The organism is Pararhodobacter marinus, from assembly GCF_003122215.1.
Lineage (GTDB): Bacteria > Pseudomonadota > Alphaproteobacteria > Rhodobacterales > Rhodobacteraceae > Pararhodobacter > Pararhodobacter marinus.
In genome coordinates this window covers 248,710-268,987 of record NZ_QEYD01000001.1, presented here as the reverse complement: position 1 = coordinate 268,987, position 20,278 = coordinate 248,710, and the positions used below count along the sequence as shown (strand labels likewise).

The following is a 20,278-nucleotide window of genomic DNA, read 5'->3' as shown; positions in this document are numbered from 1 at the left end:
AAGCGAAAGGGGCCGCGAAAGCGGCCCCTTTTTTGCGGTCCATGCGTGGCGGGGGCGAGCCGCCCGCGGCTCACTCGGCCGGCATGGCGGCCGGTTCGACCGACAGAGGATGCGACAGATGCACCAGCATCTCTTTCGGGCAGATCTGGATGAAGTTCGACTTCTCCATATCCCAGCGGCGCAGGATCTCGGTGCCGCGCACGCTTTCCGTCTCGGCGACGTGCTGCTCGATCAGGCCCTTCAGCTCGGCCTCCCAATGGTCGACGGTCACCGGGCAGGTCACCAGCGTTTCCATGTTCAGCATGTCCGCCGCCAGCCCCTCGGGGTCATAGACATAGGCCATGCCGCCGGTCATGCCCGCGCCAAAGTTCGCGCCGATCGAGCCCAGGATCACGGCCACACCGCCGGTCATGTATTCGCACCCGTTCGAGCCGCAGCCTTCGATCACCACCCGGGCGCCCGAGTTCCGCACCGCGAAGCGCTCGCCCGCGCGACCCGCCGCGAACAGCGTGCCCGCCGTCGCGCCGTAAAGCACGGTGTTGCCGATGATCGTGTTCTCGGACGCTTTCAGCGGCGAGGACATCCGCGGACGCACCACGATCAGCCCGCCCGACAGGCCCTTGCCGACATAGTCGTTGGCATCGCCGAAGACCTCGATCTTCATGCCGCGGACCGAGAAGGCGCCCAGCGACTGACCGGCGGAACCGGCCAGTTTCACCGTCAGGTGGTCGGCCTGAAGATTGTTGTTCATGCCGAATTTCTTGACGATATGGCTGGCCGCGCGCGTGCCCACCGTGCGGTGCGTGTTGCGCACCGCGTAGCTGAGCTGCATCTTCTCGCCCTCTTCGAAGAAGCGGGCGGCGTCGCGGATGATCTCGCTGTCCAGCGTCTCGGGCACGGCGTTGCGCGGCTTGTCGCGGTCGTAGCGGATCTTGCGCGCGCCATCGACGGTGATCAGCATCGGGTTCAGGTCCAGATCGTCCAGATGCGCGGCACCCCGGCTGACCTGCGTGAGCAGGTCGGCGCGGCCGATGATCTCGTCAATCGACCGGGCGCCGAGGCTGGCGAGGATCTCGCGCACTTCCTGCGCGTAGAAGGTGATGAGATTGACCACCTTGTCCGCGTTGCCGGTGAACTTCTGGCGCAGCTCTTCTTTCTGCGTGCAGACGCCGACCGGGCAGGTGTTCGACTGGCACTGACGCACCATGATGCAGCCCATGGCGATCAGCGCGGCGGTGCCGATGCCGTACTCCTCGGCCCCCAGCATTGCCGCCATGACGATGTCGCGACCCGTGCGCAGACCGCCATCGGTGCGCAGCGTCACCCGGTCGCGCAGGTTGTTCATCGCCAGAACCTGATGCGCCTCGGTCAAGCCCATCTCCCACGGCAGGCCCGCATACTTGATCGAGGTCGCGGGCGACGCCCCGGTGCCGCCGTTATGGCCCGAGATCAGGATGATGTCGGCCTTGGCCTTGGCCACGCCAGCCGCGATCGTGCCGACGCCCGAGGACGCCACCAGCTTCACGGTGACCTTGGCGCGCGGGTTGATCTGCTTGAGGTCGTAGATCAGCTGCGCGAGGTCTTCGATCGAATAGATGTCGTGGTGCGGCGGCGGCGAGATCAGCGTGACGCCCTTGGTCGAGTGGCGCAGCTTGGCGATCAGGTCGGTGACCTTCATGCCGGGCAGCTGACCGCCCTCGCCGGGCTTGGCGCCCTGGGCAACCTTGATCTCCAGTTCCTCGCAATGCAGCAGGTATTCGGCGGTCACGCCGAACCGGCCCGAAGCCACCTGCTTGATCTTGGCCGAGGCGTTGTCGCCATTGGGTTCGGGCGTGAAATCGTCGGGGCTTTCGCCGCCTTCGCCCGAATCCGACTTGGCGCCGATGCGGTTCATCGCGATGGACAGCGTGCGGTGCGCCTCGGGCGAGAGCGCGCCCAGCGACATGCCCGGCGTGACGAAGCGCTTGCGGATCGAGGTGATCGATTCGACCTCTTCGATCGGGATCGCCCGGCCCAGCGGTTTGAAATCCAGCAGATCGCGCAGATGGATCGGCGGGTTCGCCTGCAATGCAGCGGTATATTTGCGCCACATGTCATAGCTCGCGCGGTCGCAGGCCGATTGCAGCAGGTGCATGGTCTGCGCTTCCCAGGCGTGTTTTTCGCCCGAGCGCCGCGCCTTGTAGAAGCCGCCCACCGGCAGCGGGCCCACGGGCATCTTCCAACCCTTGGAATGGACCTCGACCAGCTTCATCTGGATCCCGTGCAGACCGATCCCCGAGATCCGGCTATGCATACCGGGGAAGTAATCGGCGACCAGCGCGCGCGACAGGCCGACGGCCTCGAAGTTCAGGCCACCGCGATAGGACGAGATGATCGAAATCCCCATCTTCGCCATGATCTTCAGCAGGCCCGCATCCACCGCGTCGCGGTAACGGCGCATGGCATCGACCAGCGAGCCTTCCAGAAGGCCACGGTCGATCCGGTCGGCGATGGTGTCCTCGGCCAGATAGGCATTCACGGTCGTCGCGCCGCAGCCGATCAGCACAGCGAAGTAATGCGGATCGACGCATTCGGCCGAGCGCACGTTGATCGAGGTGAAGGTCCGCAGGCCCTTGCGGGTCAGCCACGAATGAACCGCCGAGGTCGCCAGGATCATCGGCATCGGCACCCGGCTGGGACCCTGCTTTTCATCGGTCAGCACGATATGCGCATTCCCCGAGCGCACGGCATCCTCGGCCTCGGTGCGGATCCGCTCGAGCCCGTTGCGCAGCGCGTCCTCGTCGCCATCATCGTCGAAGGTGCAGTCGATCACCGCCACGCCGCCGCCGAATTGCTCGACCATGACGCGGAATTCCTCGTTCGCGATGAACGGCGATTCCAGCATCAGGATCTCGGTCTGGGCGCTGGATTCGTCCAGCACGTTCTTCAGGTTGCCGAACCGCGTCTTCAGCGACATCACCCGGCTTTCGCGCAGGCTGTCGATCGGCGGGTTGGTGACCTGGCTGAAGTTCTGGCGGAAGAAGTGGCTGAGCGGGCGATAGATTTTCGACAGCACGGCCGAGGGCGTGTCATCCCCCATCGAGGCCACGGCTTCCTTGCCGTCCTCGGCCATCGGCGAGAGGATCTGCTCGACCTCTTCCATCGAATAGCCGGCGGCGATCTGGCGGCGGCGCAGGTCCTCGCCCGAGAACATCGGCTTTTCGGGAACGTCCCGCAGCAGCGCGTTCAGGTCGACGATCTTGTCGATCCATTCGCCGAAGGGCTGGCTGGCCGACAGGCGGTCCTTCAGCGCGACGTCGCGGTAAAGTTTGCCATCTTTCATGTCCACGGCGATCATCTGCCCCGGACCCAGCGCGCCCTTTTCGCGCACGGTCATCTCGTCGGTCGGAACCATGCCGGTTTCCGACCCCGCGATCAGCATCCCGTCGCCGGTCACGACATAGCGCATCGGGCGCAGGCCGTTGCGGTCGAGACCCGCGCAGACCCAGCGGCCATCGGTCATGGCCAGGGCGGCGGGGCCGTCCCACGGCTCCATCACCGAGTTGCAATAGGAATACATGTCCTGCCACGCTTTCGGCAGCTCGACCGTGGTTTTCGACCACGCTTCGGGGACCAGCATGGTTTTCGCCATCGGCGCCGAGCGGCCCGAGCGCACCAGAACCTCGAACACCGCGTCCAGCGCGCCCGAATCGGACGTGCCCGCCGGGATGATCGGCTTGATATCCTCGGCCATGTCGCCGAAGGCCGACGAGGCCATGCGGATCTCGTGCGACTTCATCCAGTTGACGTTGCCCTTGAGCGTGTTGATCTCGCCGTTATGGGCGAGCATCCGGAAGGGCTGCGCCAGCCACCATTGCGGGAAGGTGTTGGTCGAATAGCGCTGGTGATAGATCGCGAAGGACGAGATGAAACGCTCGTCTTTCAGATCCGGGTAGAACTCGGCCACCTGCTCGGCCAGCATCATGCCCTTGTAGATCACCGAGCGGCAGCTCAGCGAACACAGATACATCCCCTGGATCTGTGCGTCGGCGGCGGCTTTCTCGATCCGGCGGCGGATGACGTAAAGCTCGCGCTCGAAGGTTTCCTCGTCGGTGCCCTTGGTGTTGCGGATCAGGATCTGTTCGATCTCGGGGCGCGTCGCGTTGGCTTTCTCGCCCAGCACCGAGGTATCGACCGGCACGTGACGCCAGCCGTAGATGTAATACCCCATCCGCAGGACTTCGGTCTCGACGATCGAGCGGCAGCGTTCCTGCGCGCCGAAATCGGTGCGCGGCAGGAAGACCTGGCCCACGGCGATCAGCGCGTCCAGATCGGGCTCGTGCCCGGTGCGGCGGATCTGGTCATAGAAGAAGGGGACGGGGATCTGCACATGGATACCCGCGCCGTCGCCCGTCTTGCCGTCGGCATCGACCGCGCCGCGGTGCCAGATCGCTTTCAGCGCGTTGATCCCGTTCACCACCACCTGACGCGAGGGCTTGCCGTCGATCGTCACGACAAGGCCCACGCCACAGGAGGCATGCTCGTCATCGGCCTTGTAAAGGCCGTTCTCATCCATCCACTGGCGCTTTGCCTCTTCGGCGGCGACCCAGCTTTCGTCATAGACGGTCATGGCAAGTCTCCTGTTCAGGTATTGGCGTTGGGGGCGTATTTGGCGAAGGTTTCGGCGCGCGTCATGGTGTGCCGCCCCTCGCCCGCATAGGTGAAACTGTCGGGCTTCTGATCGATGAAGATCTCGTTGGTCATCGTCAGCCCGCCGGCATCGTCCAGAAGCCCGATGGGCAGTTCCAGATCGGCCGACATCGGCCCTTCGGCTGTCAGGTGATAATAAAGCGGCGTTCCGCATTTGTTGCAGAAGGCGCGTTCGGCCCAGTCGGACGACTGGATCCGGCTTACATTCTCGGTGCCCTGCCAGGTGACATTGGCCTGCGGCACCGTGATGCCCAGAAGCGCCGAGCCGGTCCAGCGGCGGCACATCTCGCAATGGCAGGCGCCGAATTCCAGCTTGGTCAGCTTGGCCGTGAAACGGACGGCGCCGCACATGCAGCCGCCGGTGCGGGTCATATCGGTCATGCGTGATCCTCCGGCCGGGTCAGGGCGCTCATCATCTGGCCGCAGCCATGCAGCGGCATGGTCGAGCCGAAGCCCGGCTCGCCCTCGAACACGAAAGCAACGGGCGAGCGGTCGGTGGTGACGCTCTCGCCGTCGATCTCGGTCGTGCGCAGGCCGGCAAAGAAGCGGCTGTGCCGGCGCGAGGCGTATTCCTCGCCCGAGGAAACGCTCAGCTCGGTGCCGTCCATCGTCAGCGTGCGGAAGCTGTATTGCGTGCGCTCAAGCTCTTCGCCGTCGATCACGACGGTCTGGCCCAGCAGCCGGTCGTATCCTTCGACCCGCACCCTCTCGCCCGAGGGACGCCGCTCGACAAAGGCCCAGTCGTCGCGGCCGGTGTCGAACAGCGTGCTGATCGAGGCCGGGTCCGCAGCGGGTTGCTCCGTCATCGTCCACGCACCATCGGGCAACGAGCGGTCGCGCAGCCACTGGGCCTCGGCGTCGATCTCGTTGATATAGAACGCGCCCTGGCCGTCGAAGCTGATCCGCCAGCGATGGCCGGGGGCGTTTTCGCAGATGAAATGCTGCGAAACGGTGCAGTCGCGCGCCTGCTCGGTCATCGTCAGCGTGCATCCGGCAGGCGGCACGAAATCCTCCGCGAAAGCCGGCAGCGCAAAGCCCGCCATCGCGGCCGTCGCCGCCAGAAGGCGGAGCCGGGCCTCCATCACTCGGCCGCCACGGCGGCGGGCGCCGCCAGGTAATCCAGGATCGACTGCGCCGCTTCGCGCCCGTCGCGGATCGCCCAGACCACCAGCGAGGCCCCGCGCACGATGTCGCCCACGGCATAGACGCCCGGCAGGCTGGTCGCGTGCGTGGTGTGGTCGCAACGGATCGTCCCCCAGCGGGTCACGGTCAGCTCGGGCACGTCCCATAGCGCGGGCAGTTCCTCGGGTTCGAAACCCAGCGCCTTGATCACCAGATCGGCGGGCTCGACATAATCGGCGCCTTCGATCAGCTCGGGCGAGCGACGGCCAGACAGGTCGGGCGCACCCAGACGCATTTTCTGCACGACGACGCCTTCGACTTTCTCCGTGCCCTCGAAACCGGCGGGGGCGGTCAGCCAGACGAAATCGACGCCTTCTTCCTCGGCATTCTGCACTTCGCGCTGCGAGCCGGGCATGTTGTCGCGGTCACGCCGATAGAGCAGCTTGACCGAGGTCGCGCCCTGCCGCACGGCGGTGCGCACGCAATCCATGGCCGTATCGCCGCCGCCGATGACGACGACGCGCTTGCCCTTCGCATCCAGACGGCCCGAGTCGAAATCCTCGACCTCGTCGCCGAAGCTCTTGCGGTTCGACGCCGTCAGGTAGTCCAGCGCCTTGACGATCCCGTTCAGATCCGCGCCCTTGCCGCCAAGGTCGCGCGATTTGTAGACGCCGGTGGCGATCAGCACCGCGTCATGCTTGCCGCGGATCGCGTCGAAGCTGATGTCCTCGCCCACGGTGCAGTTCAGCACGAATTGCACGCCCGCCGCTTCCAGCTGCTCGACGCGGCGCATGACCACGTCCTTTTCCAGCTTGAAGCCCGGGATACCATAGGTCAGCAGCCCGCCCGCGCGGTCGTAACGGTCATAGACCGTGACCTGCAGGCCCGCGCGGCGCAGGTTGTCGGCCGCGGCCAGCCCGCCGGGGCCCGCGCCGATGATGGCGACCGACTGATCGCGCTCTTCAAGCGGGGCGCCGACCTTGACCCAGCCTTTTTCCCACGCGGTGTCGGTGATGTATTTTTCGACCGCGCCGATGGTGACGGTGCCGTGACCCGATTGCTCGATCACGCAATTGCCTTCGCACAGGCGGTCCTGCGGGCAGATGCGGCCACAGATCTCGGGGAAGGTGTTGGTCGATTGCGACAGCTCGTAGGCTTCCTGCAGCCGGCCCGTCGCCGTCAGCATCAGCCAGTCGGGGATGTTGTTGTGCAGCGGGCAGTGCGACTGGCAATAAGGGACGCCGCACTGGCTGCAGCGGCTGGCTTGCTCCTGCGCCTTTTCGGCCGCGTATTCGCGGTAGATCTCGGCGAAATCCTCGCGCCGTTCGTCCGGAGTGCGCTTGGTCGGCATCTCCTTGGACGTGGTCACGAATTTGAGCATAGGCTGTTTTGCCATGGGTACGGCCTCCCGATGTGTCGCGCAGAGATACTCTGAACCGCGGCGCAATAAAAGTCAGTATGCGTGACCTATATCCACTTTATTTTTGTCCATGCAATGCCAGCGCAGGATTTTTCCCGGAAAATAGGTCAGCATGAGTTACATATGTTTTCGGATGAAGCTGTCGCGCATTGCCGCTAAGGTGCGCGCGCACGGACCGGAGTCTTCCTGAATGCCGCTCTACCACATCCTGATTCTGGCGTTGATTCAGGGCATTACCGAGTTCCTTCCGATCTCGTCCTCGGGTCATCTGATCCTGTTCCCGCAATTGACAGGCATGCAGGACCAGGGCGTCGCGCTGGATGTCGCCGTGCATGTGGGCACGCTGTTTGCCGTGATGCTCTATTTCCGTGACGACGTGGTGTCGGTGCTGCGCGGCATGCCGGACATGATTCGCGGCCGGTTCGAGACCGAGGGCGCGCGGTTGGCCGGGCTTCTGGCCGTCGCCACGGTGCCGGTGATCCTGTTCGGGCTGATCCTGAAAGTCACCGGCCTGATCGATGCGATGCGGTCTGTCGCGGTCATCGGCTGGGCGATGCTGGGCTTCGGGATCGTGCTGTATATCGCCGACAAGAAGGGCCCGGAAACGCGCGCGGCCGAGGGCTGGAACCTGCGCGACGCGATGATCCTTGGCCTGTGGCAGGCCGTGGCGCTGATTCCGGGCACGTCACGCTCGGGCAGTACCATCACCGGCGCGCGGTTCCTGGGATTCGAGCGTCACGACGCCGCGCGGCTGTCGATGCTGATGTCGATCCCGACGATCATCGCCTCGGGCGCGATCACGGCGCTGGACCTGGTCGAGACCGCGAATGCCCGGGCCGCGATAGACGGCGCCATCGGCGCGGCGATCAGCTTCGTCGCGGCGCTGGTCGCGCTGAAGCTGATGATGCGGTTCCTCGCCGCCGTCAGCTTCACGCCCTACGTGATCTACCGGATCGCGCTGGGCGTGTTCCTGTTGTGGCTGGCTTATTCCTGACCGCGCAGGCCCTTCGCCGATTCCTTGATCGCGGCGTATTGCCCGGCGGGCCGGAAGCGCCACAGATAGGTCGGCAGGATCAGTTCCATCGGCGTGGGTGTGATGCCCAGATCGGTCAGGCCCTTCGCCTCGCCCGACACCACGTTGTCGCGCTGCAGATCGGCGATCTGGTCGCGGGTCAGTGGGTTCTTGACGATGCCGATGGTCAGGAACTGCACCACGCCCATCAGACGCGACACCAGCCCCGCCATCCAGCGCGGCATGTTGAAGATCACGCGGTTGCGGCGGATGTCATCGAGCATCATCGCCATCAGCTCGCGGAAGGTCATCACGTCGGGGCCGCCCAGCTCGTAGATACCGGGGGCGGCATCGCCCGTCGCGCCCTTGGCGGCGGCTTCGGCCACATCGTCGACATAGACCGGCTGGAACTTCGTCTGGCCCGCGGTGATCGGCAGGATCGGCGAGCTGCGGACCATCCCGGCGAAACGGTTGAAGAACTCGTCCTCGGGGCCGAAGATCACCGAGGGGCGCAGGATCACCGCGCTGGGGAAGGCGTCAAGCACCGCCGCTTCGCCCGCCGCCTTGGCGCGGGCATAGCCGCTTTCCGCCTGCGCATCGGCGCCGATGGCCGAGATATGCACCATATGCGCCACGCCCGCCTCGGTGGCCAGCCGCGCGACGCGCCCCGGACCTTCGGCCATCACCGCGCTGAAGCTGTTCTTGCCGCTTTCGGTCAGCACGCCCGCGCAGTTCACCACCGCGTCGGCGCCCTGCAGCACCGCGCGAATCGAGGCATCGTCGCGGATGTTGCACAGGACCGGCTCGACCTGACCGACGACGCCATAGGTCCGCACGAAGAGATGTTCGCTGGGACGGCGCGTGGCGACGCGAACGCGCCAACCCGCCTGTGCCATGCGGCGGGCGACATAGCGCCCGACAAAGCCCGAACCGCCCAGGATGGTGACAAGTTTCGACATTTCGCCCTCCGTACAGAGATCGCTGCGTCCATAGCGTTGTCTTGCTGAATACCTGCGCCCCCCAGTCGCGACAAGTTAAAACCACGAAACCGGCTAAGCGCTTGCTGCGATGCGGCGAGAGATTTCTTTCCCCGCCGCGCGATTTTTTCACGAGCCCCGTTGACAGTGCCCGAGGGCACGGATAATCAGCCGCTCACGCAACCGGCCCAGGTGGCGGAATTGGTAGACGCGCTAGCTTCAGGTGCTAGTTTCCGTACGGAAGTGGAGGTTCGAGTCCTCTCCTGGGCACCAATTGCGACAATGAAAACCCCGCAAGGTTCAAAGCCTTGCGGGGTTTTTTCTTGTCCGGCGCGCAGCCCCTGGGACAGGCGGGCCATGCGCTTCTCGCCCTGCGGTCCCGTCCCGCATTTCGTTGCAGATCCGGCATCCGCCGCTTAGCGTGCGCGCGGAACGGACGGCCCCGCGCCGCGCCGTCCAGACCCGTCCTGACGCTGCCACCGAACCGGAGACCCCCATGCCCGATGCTTACCTTTGCGATTATGTCCGCACGCCCATTGGCCGTTTCGGCGGCGCCCTGTCCTCGGTCCGGGCCGATGACCTGGCCGCGGTTCCCCTGCGGGCGCTGATCGAGCGCAACGCCGGCGTCGACTGGGCGGCGGTCGATGACGTGATCTATGGCTGCGCCAACCAGGCCGGCGAGGATAACCGCAACGTCGCGCGCATGGCCGCGCTGCTGGCCGGCCTGCCGGTCGAGGCCTCGGGCACCACGATCAACCGCCTGTGCGGCTCGGGGATGGACGCGATCCTGGCCGCCGCCCGCGCGATCAGGGCGGGCGAGGCCGATCTGATGATCGCGGGCGGCGTCGAAAGCATGTCGCGCGCGCCCTTCGTCATGCCCAAGGCCGACAGCGCCTTCTCGCGCAACAACGCGGTTTACGACACGACCATCGGCTGGCGCTTCGTCAACCCGCTGATGAAGGCGCAATACGGCGTCGATTCGATGCCCGAAACGGCCGAGAATGTCGCCGTCGACCACGGCGTCGCGCGCGCCGATCAGGACGCTTTCGCCCTGCGCAGCCAGCAGAAGGCCGCCGCAGCGCAGGCAAACGGGCGTCTGGCGAAAGAGATCACGCCGGTCGAGGTGAAAAGCCGCAAGGCCACCACCCTTGTCGATACCGACGAGCATCCGCGCGCCTCGACCACGCTGGAGGATCTGGCGCGTCTGCGGCCCATCGTGACGGCTGACGGTACGGTGACGGCGGGCAATGCCTCGGGCGTCAATGACGGGGCGGCGGCACTGATCGTGGCGTCCGAGGCGGCGGTCAAGGCCCATGGCCTGACGCCCATCGCCCGCATCCTGGGCGGCGCGACCGCCGGGGTGCCGCCGCGCGTGATGGGGATCGGTCCGGCGCCCGCCTCGCAGAAGCTGATGGCGCGGCTGGGGCTGACGCCGGCGGATTTCGACGTGATCGAGCTGAACGAGGCTTTCGCCTCGCAGGGGCTGGCCACGTTGCGCCAGCTTGGCATCGCCGATGACGACCCGCGCGTGAACCCCAATGGCGGCGCCATCGCGCTGGGTCATCCGCTGGGCATGTCGGGGGCCCGGATCACCGGCACCGCCGCGCTGGAGATGCAGCTCAACGGTGGGACGCGCGCGTTGTGCACCATGTGCATCGGCGTGGGGCAGGGCATTGCCATCGCGCTCGAGCGCGTCTGAATTCTGCGGGCGCAGCCTTCCCGGCTGCGCCGTTTCGCCCGTTGCGGATCAGCGGTCGTAGAAATCCTCTTCCGCCTCGGTCACGTCGATTTCCAGCGCTTCCAGCCCGGATTCGAGGTTCTCGGACAGGTGCGGCATGCCCATCAGGTAATCGGCGGTGGGCGCCGTCGCCTCGGCATAGGCGGTCTTCAGTGCCTCGTCGAAATCCTCGGGCTCGAAGGCGCCGCGCCCGACCCAGGCGACGGCGACCAGATTGGCCTTTTCGTCTTCGTTGAGCGCCTCGATGAAGGCGTGCAGTTCGGCGGTCCGGCCCGTTTCACGGGCCTGAAAGATGATATGCACCACTTTCTTGATGCTGATCTCGGGCGTCATCGGAATCTCCTGCGTTGTGGATCAGCATCGCCTTGAACGCCCATCGGTGCAAGGGGAGCCGGCGGCGTTCAGCCGCGCGCGAAGATCCGGTTCCACATCCCGGTGGGCAGGTTCCGCCCGGCGCGGAACAGCCACGAGAACAGCGCGGGAAACGAGGTCGCCGGTTTGCCGCTGCGGATCGCCTTCACGACGTGCCCGGCGGCTTCCTCGGGCTGCATGAGGAACGGCATCGAGAAATCGTTCTTGTCGGTCAGCCGGGTCTTGATGAAGCCCGGATTGACCAGTTGCACCGCCACGCCGGTGCCCTGCAGATCGGCCTGCAGGCCCTGCGCAAGGTTCATCAGCCCGGCCTTGGACTGCCCGTAGCCCAGGCTGCCGGGCAGGCCCCGGAACCCGGCCAGCGACCCGGTCAGAACGATCCGCCCCCGGTCGCGCGCGATCATCGCGGGCAGGACATGGCCCAGCACCCGCACCGCGCCCGTCAGGTTCACGTCGATCATCGTCTCGATCTTGCCGCTGTCCCATTCCTGCGCCCTGAGCGGCCAATAGGCCCCCGCCAGGTAGATCAGCCCGTCGATCTCGCCCGCCTGCTCGGCCGCTTGCGCGACCGAGTCGGGGTCTGACACATCCACCGTCAGCGGACGGCCCCCGGTTTCCAGCGCGACCTCGCGCAGGCGATCCTCGGACCGGGCCGACAGGATCAGCTCGGCGCCGTCCTGCGCCATGGCCTTTGCCACCGCGTGACCCAAACCCTCGGACGCGCCGATCAGCCACCATGTCTGGCCTGCAAGCGTGCTCATGCCGGAACCCTCCGCATCGTCGCGACCAGCTCGGCCACCTTGATGCCGAACTTGCGGAACTGGCTGCGGTTGATGATCGTGCCGTTCTCGGTGAGATACATCCAGTCCGTCACGTCCAGCACCCAGCCGCCCGCCTTCTCGGGCAGGCGAATGCGGTAGCACAATTGCAGCGCCGCGCCTTCCTGACGGCCCCGGCCCGGATCGGCAAGATCGTCGGCCTCGGCCCGGACCTCGCCGTCATTGGCCAGCGTCAGGCGCCATTGACGGATCTGCGTTTCACCGCTGGAATAGCGGAAATGCTCGTCCAGGACGCCGCGATTGCCCTCCCAGCGGCCCTGCATGTCGGCCACGAAACGCGAATTGACGCGTCCCAGCGGGCCGTAGATGACGCCTTCGCACAGAAGCGGACCGTCGAGGTGGCGGCGCAGATCGAATTGCGGCTGCTGGCCTGCGTAATGCGCCGGACGCTGGGCCGTGAAGCCCAGGAAATTGCGCGCCACCAACGTCAGAACGGCAAGGGCGCCGAGGGTCAGCAGGATCTCGGTCATCGCGAAACCTCCTGTTCGGGGGGCAGGGGGTGGGGGCGGTAGACCGCGCCTTTCCACCACAATTTGAGCGCCTGCCAGTGAATCAGCGCCAGCACCCGGCGCGAGCCGAAGGGGCGGCGCAGCATCGCGCGCAGCAGGCTGCCGGTCGTGGCCCGGCGGCGCGGGCCGGTCAGCGTGGCAACCAGCCCGCCCCCCGCATGGTCATAGGCGATGCGGATGGCGATCCGATCGGGGCGGATGTCGAAGCGGAAGCGATAGCCGCCCTCGACGGGCTGGAAGGGCGAGACGTGGAAGATCTTCTGCGCTTCCAGCGTGTCCTCGGGCCCGATCGGGGCAAAGCCGTCGTTGTGGCACAGATAGGAATGGCGGTCGCCGAAGGTGTTGTTAACCTCGGCGATTACGCAGACCAGCGCGCCCTGAAGATCGTGGCACAGCCAGAAGCAGACCGGGTTGAACACGTGACCCAGCACGCGTGGCTGGGCCAAAAGCTCGATCCGGCCGATCTGCGGCGCCTCGGTGGCTTCCATCACCGTGCGCACCCAGGCCGCGCCCCGCCCGGCGCCGCGTTCGCCGCCATGGTCGCGGTCGTGCAGCGAAATCAGGTTGGCGCGGTTGCGCGAGAACAGGCGCGGCGCGCTCTGCGCGGCCTCGGCATCGACCAGCACATAATCGACGCCGTAAGAGAAACGGTTCGACAGGGTGTCGTTGCGCCCGTGAAAGGTCTGCCCGGCGATATGTTCGACGGCGCTCATGCGGCCTCGGCTTCGGCGCCGGCGCCCATCTTGGTGACGACGTCCACCGCGCTGGCGAACCCGTCTTCGTGGAAGCCGTTCTTCATCCAGGCCCCGCAGAACCACGTGTTGCGCCGTCCGTTCAGCACGCGCAGCACGTCCTGCGCGGCAAAGGCCGCGATATCGTAGACGGGATGCCGGAAGGTATGCTCGTCGTAGATCCGGTCCTCGCGCACCGCGCGTGTGCTGTTGAGCGTGACGAACATCGGATCGTCCTGCGGGATCGGCTGCAGCGAGTTCATCCAGTAGGTCAGGCTGATCCTCTCGCGGTCCTGCGGCGAATGCTCGGTATAGCTCCACGAGGACCAGACCTTGCGGCGCTTCGGCATCAGCGTTTCGTCGCAATGCAGCACCGCGTGGTTGTCCTGATAGCGCACCGCGCCCAGGGCGGCGCGTTCCGTCGCGCTGGCATCCGAGAGCAGCGACAGGGTCGTGTCGGAATGCGTGGCAAAGATCACGTCGTCGAATTTTTCCCATTCGCCGCCCTGAAGCCGGACCTCGACCCCGTCGGGCAGGCGCCGCACGGCCTCGGTCCGCGCGTTGAGGCGGATATCCACGCCCCGGACCCTAAGGTCGCGTTCCAGCCGCGTGACATACTGGATCGAGCCGCCCTGCACGGTATACCACTGGTGCTGGCCCTTGTTCGACAACAGCGCATGGTTGCGGAAGAACTCGACCATCGCCCGGGCCGGGAAATCCATGATCTTGTCCGTGGGCGTTGACCAGATCGCGCCCGAGAACGGGGCGATGTAGCGCTCGCGGAACCAGCGGCCCATGCCCAGCCGGTCCATCAGGTTGCCGATGCTCATGTCCTGATCGGTCGCCGCATGTTCGGCGCGGGAATTGAAGCGCAGGATATCGCGCACCATGCGCAGGAAGCGCGGATCGGCCAGGTTGCGCCGGGTTGCAAACAGCGTGTCGAGATTGGCCAGCGCGTATTCGCAGGTGCCGCCTTCGAACGAGGCGCCGAAACTCATCTTGGCGGGCGCGGTCGGCACGTCCAGCGCTTCAAACATTGCCGTCAGGTTGGGATAATTCGCGTGGTTGAAGACGATGAAACCGGTATCCACCGGCTGATCGCCCCATTTCCCCGCGATCACGGTCCGCGCATGGCCGCCCAGCCGCCGCTCGGCTTCGATCAGCGTTACCCGGTGGCCCGGCGCCAGCATCCACGCGGCCGCCATCCCCGAAATCCCGGCACCGATGACGGCAATCCGCTTGGGCGGTACTGGAACGGATTCGAACGGCATCTTGCACTCCCGATGGTTTGGACAGGATACGCGCGGCAACGGGAAACGGATGAAAACAAATCCGAAAAAATGTCCGGTGAGGGATCCGGTCCCCTGTCTTGTCCCGTGTCTTGCGAAAAAATCGCGCGGCCGGTGATCCGGTTCGGCGGGAATAGCGTATTGACCGCATGTTGCAAGAACTCCGGGATCCGAAGACAATCGCTGTGCCGGTGCCGCCTGTGGGGCGCGCATCGTCCAACCGATTCACCGGCGGAGGGCCAAGCGACGTGACCAGCGACGACGATAGTCTGCGCTATGCCAATTTGATGATCGCGGTGGCGCGCGATGCAGACAAAGCGGCGTTTGCGGCCCTGTTCACGCATTTCGCGCCCCGGGTGAAAGCCTTCCTGATCAAGTCGGGCGCAACGCCCGCCGTGGCGGAAGACTGCGTTCAGGACGTGATGGCCACGGTCTGGCGCAAGGCGCGGATGTTCGATCCGGCCCGCGCCTCGGTCGCGACGTGGATCTTCACGATCGCCCGCAATCGCCGCATCGACCTGTTGCGGCGCGACCGCCGCCCCGAGCCCGAGGACCTTCCCTGGGGCCCGGAACCCGAACCCGATCAGCTTGATTCGCTGGTCCTGCAACAAGAGACAGAACGGCTGGGCGAGGCTCTCGCCCGGCTGCCCGAAGACCAACGCGCGCTGATCGAGCGGGCCTATTTCGGTGATCTGAGCCATTCCCAGATCGCCACCGCAACCGGGCTTCCGCTCGGGACGATCAAGTCGCGTATCCGGCTGGCGCTGGAAAAACTGCGCCAGCATATGAGCTGAGGACACCAACAGATGATCCGTCATCACCTCTCTGACGCCCTGCTGACCGGCTATTCCGCCGGAATCCTGCCCGAGGCGTTCAACCTGCTCGTCGCCACGCATGTGTCGATGTGCGACGAATGCCGCGCGCGGCTGCAGGCGCAGGACGCGGTCGGCGGCGCGCTTCTGGAAGACAGCGGCGCGGTGGCGATGGCGGGCGGCGCGTTGGCGGCGGTGCTGGAGCGGATCGGCGCCGATGCGCCCGAGCGTCCCGCGCCGCGCCGGGCTTCGACCGGCATTTTTCCGACGCCCTTGCAGGAGTATGTCGGCGGCGACAGCGACGCGGTGGCGTGGCGCAGCGTGGGCGGCGGGGTGCGGCAGGCGATCCTGACGCAGGGTCCGGACAGCAGCGCGCGGCTGCTCTACATCCCGCCCGGCACCGCTGTTCCCGATCACGGTCACCATGGCACCGAGCTGACGCTGGTGCTGCAGGGGGCGTTCCGCGACGAAACCGATCACTTCGCACGGGGCGATGTCGAAATCGCCGATGAAGCGCTCGAGCATACGCCGGTCGCCGAACCGGGGGCGCCGTGCATCTGCCTGGCCGTGACCGATGCGCCGTTGCGGTTCAACGGGCTGATCCCGCGCCTGCTGCAGCCGTTCCTGAAGATCTGACCCGGCCTGTTGCCGGTTCGCGAACGGGGGCGGTGATCGCCCCCGTTCTGCTTTGCGGCCGTGTCAGAGCACCGTGGCGATGGCCCGGGCGACATGGGGGATCGACTCTTCGGTCAGGCCCGCCATGTTCAGCCGTCCGCCGCCGACGACATAGACGCCGAATTCCTTGTGCAGGCGGTCGATCTGCGCGTCGTCCCCGCCAAGGACCGAGAACATCCCTCGCTGATCTGCCAGAAAGCCGAAACGGTCCGACCCGCATTCGCGGCGCAGGGCATCGGCCAGCTGGCGGCGCAGCGCGTTCATGCGGTCGCGCATCTCGGCCAGTTCGTGTTCCCAGGTTGCGCGCAGGGCGTCGTCGTCCAGGATCATCGTCACCAGCCGCGCGCCGTGATCGGGCGGGAAGCTGATGGCCTGCCGCTTGATCGTCTCCAGCGTGCCCTGCACGGCGGCACGCTCGGCCTCGGGGCTGATGACCAGACAGCAGCCGGCGCGGTCGCGGTACAGCCCGAAATTCTTCGAGGCCGAGGCGACGACGATCATCCGCTCCATCTGCCCGGCCAGCAGGCGCAGACCGGCGGCGTCCTCGTCCAGCCCGTCGCCGAAGCCCTGATAGGCGATGTCGATGAAGGGCATGACGCCCTTGGATTTGCAGAACTGGGCCATCTGCGCCCAGTCATCCGTGCCCAGATCGGCGCCGGTCGGGTTGTGGCAGCAGCCATGCAGCATGACCACGTCGCCCTCTTTCGCGCCGTTCAGGTCTTCCCACATGCCCGCGCGGTTCAGGCTGCCGCTTTCCGCGTCGTAATAGCGGTAGGTCTGGAATTTCAGCCCCGCCGCCTTGGTCAGCGCGAAGTGGTTGGGCCAGGTGGGCGTCGAGATCCACACCGTCGCCTCGGGGTTCGCCTGACGGATCAGCTCGAGCCCCTGCCGCACCCCGCCGGTGCCGCCCGTGGACGAGCTTCCGGCCAGCCGCGCGGCGGGGACCGTGTCGCCCAAAACCAGCTTGGCGACCGCTTTGGAATGCGCGGGATCGCCGGCAAGCGTGGTGTAGCTCTTGGTGTCCTGTTGCGCGACAAGCTGTTCTTCGGCCAGTTTGACCGCGCGCATCACCGGGGTGTTGCCGCTGGCATCCTTGTAGACACCCAGACCCAGATCGACCTTCTGCTCGCGCGCGTCCTCGCGATACATCGTCATGACCTTCAGGATCGGATCGGCAGCCGGGGCGGGCAGGCTCTGGAACATGGCGTTCTCTCTTCTTTCAGGTCAGGGGTTGCTTGGCGGTGAAATCCTGCGCCAAGGTCCGGGAATGCACTTCGGTCTTCAGCGGCGAAAAGCCCATGCGCTGGTACTGCGCCAGCGCGCGCGGGTGATCGAGCGTGCAGGTATTGACGGTCATGCGGGTCGTGCCCGCGCGCTCCCAGCCCGTCAGAATCGCGGTTTTCAGCAGCCAGCTTCCCAGCCCCATCCCGACCGCTTCGGGCACCAGCCCGAAATAGGCCAGATCGCAGGTTCCCGTCTCGCGCCAGTCGAGCATGAAGAAGCCCTGCGGCCAGCCTTTGCCCATCAGCGTGTACAGCGACACATCGGCATGCTGGATCCAGTCGGCAATCGCCGCGTCGTCCATCGCGTGCTTGTCGGTCCAGGCGTAATCGCGCCCGACCGCGTTATAAAGCGCCAGGAACCACCAGGCCGGAGGCGTGTCGGCATGGGTCAGGATCACGTCGCGCCCCACCGGCAGCGATGGCCAGCCATAGCCCGGCCGCCGCGTCATTTCCAGCCAGGTGACCCGGTACTCGACGGTTTCGCCAGCCTTGTAGAGCGTCATGTCAGCCCTTCTCGACCTTCAGGTCGGGATACATGCCCCATTCGCTCCACGATCCGTCGTAGAGCGCGTGTTGCGGGTGGCCCAGCCGTTCCAGCGCCAGCGACAGGATCGCGGCGGTCACGCCCGAACCGCAGGAGGTGATGATCGGCTTCGACAGGTCGACCCCCGAGGCCTCGAAGGCGGCGCGCAGGCCCGCTTCGTCCTTCATCGTGCCGTCTTCGTTCAGCAGGTTGCCGAAAGGCGTGTTCTTCGCCCCCGGAATATGGCCCGAGCGCAGGCCCGGACGGGGTTCTTCGACCTCGCCCTTGAAGCGCGCTTCGCCGCGCGCATCGACGATCTGCCAGTCGCCCAGCTTCGAGGCCGAGGCCACCTGGCTCACATCCTTGACCATATGCGCCTGGCGCTGGGTGGTGATGTGGCGGTCGCGCACGACGGGCGGCAGATCCTCGGTCTCGCGGTTCTCGCGCAGCCATTTCGGCATCCCGCCGTCCAGCACCGCAACATCCATCTTGCCCATCAGCTTGAAGGTCCACCACACGCGCGGGGCCGAGAAGATGCCCACGCTGTCATAGACCACGACCTGATGCCCGTCGCCGACGCCCATCGCCCGCATCCGCGAGATGAATTTCTCGGGCGGGGGGGCCATGTGCGGCAGGGCGCTGCGCTGGTCGCTGATCTCGTCGATATCGAAGAACCGGGCGCCCGGGATATGCGCGGCCTGATACTCGGCCTTCGAATCGCGATCCGAGCCGGGCATGTGCCACGAGGCATCGAGGATGCGCAGATCCGGGTCGTTCAGATGCGCTGCCAGCCAGTCGGTGGACACCAGCGTCCGCGGGTCGTCACTCGCCATCTCTCGCTCCCTGTTCAGCTACGCAACACCGTTACCGAATGCACCCCGGTAAGGGCAAGGCCAGATACGGGAGATCGGCGGGGCGCCCCGGGGAAAACCGGAACGAAACAAGGAAGGCGGAATGCAGCGAGGCGCTGGCGCGGAGCCGGGTGGCGCGCTAAGTCAGCGGGATGCGACAGACATTGACCGAACTCTACGATGCCAAGGTTGCCGCGGGCGACATCCGTCCCGACGCGGCGCAGCGGGCCATCCTGCCGGCGCTGGAGGAACGGCGCGCTTTCCTGGAGCAGCCGGTGAAGAAGGGCCTGCTGGGCGGTTTCTTCAAGAAGGCGCCTGATGGCTACAAGGGGCTCTACCTGTGGGGAGGCGTCGGGCGCGGCAAGTCGATGCTGATGGACCTGTTCGAAAAATCGGTCGATATTCCCGAAAAGCGGCGCGTCCATTTCCACGCCTTCATGCAGGAAGTGCATCACGGCATGCACGAGGCGCGCAAGACAGGCGTCGACGATGCGCTGGCCCCCGTGGGCCGCAAGGTTGCCGACGACGTTCGCCTGCTGGCCTTCGACGAGATGCAGATCACCGACATCACCGATGCGATGATCGTCGGACGCCTGTTCCAGATGCTGTTCGATGCGGGCGTCGTGATCGTGACGACCTCGAACAGGGTCCCCGAGGATCTGTACAAGAACGGGCTCAATCGCGCTCTGTTCGTGCCCTTCATCGACCTGATCCGCCAGAAGATGGACGTGATCGAGATGGAGAGCGAAACCGATTACCGGCAGCACCGGCTGAGCGGCCAGAAAGTGTTCTTTTCGCCCGCCGGGGCGGAGGCGCGGGCGGCGATCAACAATCTGTGGGACGAATTGACCGGCCATGCCGGCGGGACGCCTCTGGTGCTGGAAGTGCAGGGGCGCCGGGTCGAGGTGCCGCACCACCACAATGGCGTGGCACGCGCGTCGTTCTGGGATCTGTGCGCCAGGCCGCTGGGGCCGGCGGATTACCTGGCGCTGGCCGAACGGGTGCGGGTGCTGATCCTTGAAGACATTCCGCGCCTGTCGGCGTCGAATTACAACGAGGCGAAGCGCTTCGTCACGCTGATCGACGCCCTGTACGAGGCCAGGGTCCGCCTGATCGCCTCGGCCGCGGATGAGCCCGAGAGCCTGTATGCCGAAGGCGCAGGTTCCTTCGAATTCGAGCGCACGGCCAGCCGCCTGCGCGAGATGCAGGCGGCTGACTGGAGCGCGGACGGGTCCGAGGGTTAACCCGAAACGCCCCCCTTCTCGATCCTGGTATAGGCCCTGAGCTTTGCCTCGCCCTTGGTGCGTTCGCGTTTCTGCAGCTCGCGGGTGGCGGCGCTGGGCATTTCTGCTTTCTCGGCGGCGGTGAATTTCTCGAGCCGGCCTTTCGACGGGCCGTGGTCGTGATCCAGCGGATGCTTGGACATCGTAGCCTCC

At 66.1% G+C, this 20,278-nt stretch carries 19 protein-coding genes and 1 tRNA gene; 6 read left to right on the top strand and 14 right to left on the bottom strand.

Annotated features, from left to right (window positions below; genetic code table 11):
• Positions 1 to 70: 70 nt before the first annotated feature.
• Genes gltB through C4N9_RS01345 form a run of 4 tightly spaced genes read right to left on the bottom strand, consistent with a single transcriptional unit; the run spans position 71 to position 7,207 of the window.
• Positions 71 to 4,609 (bottom strand): glutamate synthase large subunit, encoded by a 4,539-nt coding sequence (gene gltB / locus C4N9_RS01360; RefSeq protein ID WP_109531490.1) that lies wholly within the window; start codon positions 4,607 to 4,609, stop codon positions 71 to 73.
• Positions 4,610 to 4,623: 14 nt separating this feature from the next.
• Positions 4,624 to 5,070 (bottom strand): GFA family protein, encoded by a 447-nt coding sequence (locus C4N9_RS01355; RefSeq protein WP_342748759.1) that lies wholly within the window; start codon positions 5,068 to 5,070, stop codon positions 4,624 to 4,626.
• A complete protein-coding gene (locus C4N9_RS01350; RefSeq protein ID WP_109531489.1) occupies positions 5,067 to 5,771 on the bottom strand; it encodes a hypothetical protein in 705 nt (234 codons plus the stop codon). The genes C4N9_RS01355 and C4N9_RS01350 overlap by 4 nt, the downstream gene beginning before the upstream one ends.
• A complete protein-coding gene (locus tag C4N9_RS01345) occupies positions 5,771 to 7,207 on the bottom strand; it encodes an NAD(P)-dependent oxidoreductase (RefSeq protein ID WP_109531488.1) in 1,437 nt (478 codons plus the stop codon). The genes C4N9_RS01350 and C4N9_RS01345 overlap by 1 nt, the downstream gene beginning before the upstream one ends.
• 214 nt (positions 7,208 to 7,421) lie before the next feature.
• Between C4N9_RS01345 and C4N9_RS01340 the strand changes: the two genes are divergently transcribed.
• Complete coding sequence (locus C4N9_RS01340) at positions 7,422 to 8,225, top strand: undecaprenyl-diphosphate phosphatase (RefSeq protein ID WP_109531487.1); 804 nt, start codon at positions 7,422 to 7,424, stop codon at positions 8,223 to 8,225.
• On the opposite strand, the gene C4N9_RS01335 is transcribed toward C4N9_RS01340, so the two are convergent.
• Positions 8,216 to 9,202 (bottom strand): complex I NDUFA9 subunit family protein, encoded by a 987-nt coding sequence (locus C4N9_RS01335; RefSeq protein ID WP_109531486.1) that lies wholly within the window; start codon positions 9,200 to 9,202, stop codon positions 8,216 to 8,218. The two genes, C4N9_RS01340 and C4N9_RS01335, sit on opposite strands and share 10 nt — an antisense overlap.
• A 204-nt stretch (positions 9,203 to 9,406) precedes the next feature.
• Between C4N9_RS01335 and C4N9_RS01330 the strand changes: the two genes are divergently transcribed.
• Both C4N9_RS01330 and pcaF read left to right on the top strand, forming a co-directional pair.
• Positions 9,407 to 9,493: transfer RNA gene (locus C4N9_RS01330), tRNA-Leu, on the top strand.
• Positions 9,494 to 9,716: 223 nt separating this feature from the next.
• On the top strand, positions 9,717 to 10,919 hold the full coding sequence (gene pcaF, locus C4N9_RS01325) for a 3-oxoadipyl-CoA thiolase (protein ID WP_109531485.1): 1,203 nt from the start codon (positions 9,717 to 9,719) through the stop codon (positions 10,917 to 10,919).
• Positions 10,920 to 10,967: 48 nt separating this feature from the next.
• On the opposite strand, the gene C4N9_RS01320 is transcribed toward pcaF, so the two are convergent.
• The 5 genes from C4N9_RS01320 to C4N9_RS01300 form a co-directional block, all read right to left on the bottom strand.
• The gene (locus tag C4N9_RS01320; protein WP_109531484.1) at positions 10,968 to 11,291 is read right to left on the bottom strand and encodes a DUF3775 domain-containing protein; all 324 of its coding nucleotides are present in this window, start codon (positions 11,289 to 11,291) and stop codon (positions 10,968 to 10,970) included.
• Between the two features lie 68 nt (positions 11,292 to 11,359).
• Positions 11,360 to 12,091 carry an SDR family NAD(P)-dependent oxidoreductase gene (locus C4N9_RS01315; RefSeq protein WP_109531483.1) on the bottom strand — a complete coding sequence of 244 codons (732 nt, stop codon included), beginning with the start codon at positions 12,089 to 12,091 and terminating at the stop codon, positions 11,360 to 11,362.
• The gene (locus C4N9_RS01310; RefSeq protein WP_109531482.1) at positions 12,088 to 12,639 is read right to left on the bottom strand and encodes a DUF3833 domain-containing protein; all 552 of its coding nucleotides are present in this window, start codon (positions 12,637 to 12,639) and stop codon (positions 12,088 to 12,090) included. Before C4N9_RS01310 ends, C4N9_RS01315 begins: the two co-directional genes overlap by 4 nt.
• Complete coding sequence (locus tag C4N9_RS01305; protein WP_109531481.1) at positions 12,636 to 13,391, bottom strand: DUF1365 domain-containing protein; 756 nt, start codon at positions 13,389 to 13,391, stop codon at positions 12,636 to 12,638. Before C4N9_RS01305 ends, C4N9_RS01310 begins: the two co-directional genes overlap by 4 nt.
• A complete protein-coding gene (locus tag C4N9_RS01300; RefSeq protein WP_109531480.1) occupies positions 13,388 to 14,680 on the bottom strand; it encodes an NAD(P)/FAD-dependent oxidoreductase in 1,293 nt (430 codons plus the stop codon). Before C4N9_RS01300 ends, C4N9_RS01305 begins: the two co-directional genes overlap by 4 nt.
• Positions 14,681 to 14,985: 305 nt before the next feature.
• On the opposite strand from C4N9_RS01300, the gene C4N9_RS01295 reads away from it, so the two are divergent.
• Positions 14,986 to 15,492, top strand: a complete 507-nt coding sequence (locus tag C4N9_RS01295; protein WP_168192096.1) for a sigma-70 family RNA polymerase sigma factor — start codon at positions 14,986 to 14,988, stop codon at positions 15,490 to 15,492.
• Between the two features lie 12 nt (positions 15,493 to 15,504).
• Positions 15,505 to 16,146, top strand: coding sequence for a ChrR family anti-sigma-E factor (locus C4N9_RS01290; RefSeq protein ID WP_109531478.1), 642 nt, complete (start codon positions 15,505 to 15,507; stop codon positions 16,144 to 16,146).
• A 63-nt stretch (positions 16,147 to 16,209) separates the two neighbouring features.
• Here C4N9_RS01290 and C4N9_RS01285 read toward each other — a convergent pair whose 3' ends face one another.
• From C4N9_RS01285 to sseA, 3 genes are read right to left on the bottom strand one after another with little or no spacing between them, the layout of a single operon-like run.
• On the bottom strand, positions 16,210 to 17,388 hold the full coding sequence (locus tag C4N9_RS01285) for an amino acid aminotransferase (RefSeq protein WP_109531477.1): 1,179 nt from the start codon (positions 17,386 to 17,388) through the stop codon (positions 16,210 to 16,212).
• 16 nt (positions 17,389 to 17,404) lie between these two features.
• Complete coding sequence (locus C4N9_RS01280) at positions 17,405 to 17,971, bottom strand: GNAT family N-acetyltransferase (protein WP_109531476.1); 567 nt, start codon at positions 17,969 to 17,971, stop codon at positions 17,405 to 17,407.
• Between the two features lies 1 nt (position 17,972).
• Complete coding sequence (sseA, locus tag C4N9_RS01275) at positions 17,973 to 18,824, bottom strand: 3-mercaptopyruvate sulfurtransferase (RefSeq protein ID WP_109531475.1); 852 nt, start codon at positions 18,822 to 18,824, stop codon at positions 17,973 to 17,975.
• A gap of 170 nt (positions 18,825 to 18,994) precedes the next feature.
• Between sseA and zapE the strand changes: the two genes are divergently transcribed.
• Positions 18,995 to 20,086: a cell division protein ZapE gene (gene zapE, locus C4N9_RS01270; protein ID WP_109531474.1), complete on the top strand. Its 1,092-nt coding sequence runs from the start codon at positions 18,995 to 18,997 to the stop codon at positions 20,084 to 20,086.
• Here zapE and C4N9_RS01265 read toward each other — a convergent pair.
• Entirely contained in the window at positions 20,083 to 20,268 is a 186-nt protein-coding gene (locus C4N9_RS01265; protein ID WP_109531473.1) for a hypothetical protein, read from the bottom strand. The genes zapE and C4N9_RS01265 overlap by 4 nt on opposite strands.
• Between the last annotated feature and the right edge of the window lie 10 nt (positions 20,269 to 20,278).

Excerpts from the sequence above, each read along its gene's own strand:
- gltB (WP_109531490.1), bottom strand. The coding sequence starts at position 4,609 with ATGACCGTCTATGACGAAAGCTGGGTCGCCGCCGAAGAGGCAAAGCGC.
- C4N9_RS01355 (WP_342748759.1), bottom strand. The coding sequence starts at position 5,070 with ATGACCGATATGACCCGCACCGGCGGCTGCATGTGCGGCGCCGTCCGT.
- C4N9_RS01350 (WP_109531489.1), bottom strand. The coding sequence starts at position 5,771 with ATGGAGGCCCGGCTCCGCCTTCTGGCGGCGACGGCCGCGATGGCGGGC.
- C4N9_RS01345 (WP_109531488.1), bottom strand. The coding sequence starts at position 7,207 with ATGGCAAAACAGCCTATGCTCAAATTCGTGACCACGTCCAAGGAGATG.
- C4N9_RS01340 (WP_109531487.1), top strand. The coding sequence starts at position 7,422 with ATGCCGCTCTACCACATCCTGATTCTGGCGTTGATTCAGGGCATTACC.
- C4N9_RS01335 (WP_109531486.1), bottom strand. The coding sequence starts at position 9,202 with ATGTCGAAACTTGTCACCATCCTGGGCGGTTCGGGCTTTGTCGGGCGC.
- pcaF (WP_109531485.1), top strand. The coding sequence starts at position 9,717 with ATGCCCGATGCTTACCTTTGCGATTATGTCCGCACGCCCATTGGCCGT.
- C4N9_RS01320 (WP_109531484.1), bottom strand. The coding sequence starts at position 11,291 with ATGACGCCCGAGATCAGCATCAAGAAAGTGGTGCATATCATCTTTCAG.
- C4N9_RS01315 (WP_109531483.1), bottom strand. The coding sequence starts at position 12,091 with ATGAGCACGCTTGCAGGCCAGACATGGTGGCTGATCGGCGCGTCCGAG.
- C4N9_RS01310 (WP_109531482.1), bottom strand. The coding sequence starts at position 12,639 with ATGACCGAGATCCTGCTGACCCTCGGCGCCCTTGCCGTTCTGACGTTG.
- C4N9_RS01305 (WP_109531481.1), bottom strand. The coding sequence starts at position 13,391 with ATGAGCGCCGTCGAACATATCGCCGGGCAGACCTTTCACGGGCGCAAC.
- C4N9_RS01300 (WP_109531480.1), bottom strand. The coding sequence starts at position 14,680 with ATGCCGTTCGAATCCGTTCCAGTACCGCCCAAGCGGATTGCCGTCATC.
- C4N9_RS01295 (WP_168192096.1), top strand. The coding sequence starts at position 14,986 with ATGATCGCGGTGGCGCGCGATGCAGACAAAGCGGCGTTTGCGGCCCTG.
- C4N9_RS01290 (WP_109531478.1), top strand. The coding sequence starts at position 15,505 with ATGATCCGTCATCACCTCTCTGACGCCCTGCTGACCGGCTATTCCGCC.
- C4N9_RS01285 (WP_109531477.1), bottom strand. The coding sequence starts at position 17,388 with ATGTTCCAGAGCCTGCCCGCCCCGGCTGCCGATCCGATCCTGAAGGTC.
- C4N9_RS01280 (WP_109531476.1), bottom strand. The coding sequence starts at position 17,971 with ATGACGCTCTACAAGGCTGGCGAAACCGTCGAGTACCGGGTCACCTGG.
- sseA (WP_109531475.1), bottom strand. The coding sequence starts at position 18,824 with ATGGCGAGTGACGACCCGCGGACGCTGGTGTCCACCGACTGGCTGGCA.
- zapE (WP_109531474.1), top strand. The coding sequence starts at position 18,995 with ATGCGACAGACATTGACCGAACTCTACGATGCCAAGGTTGCCGCGGGC.
- C4N9_RS01265 (WP_109531473.1), bottom strand. The coding sequence starts at position 20,268 with ATGTCCAAGCATCCGCTGGATCACGACCACGGCCCGTCGAAAGGCCGG.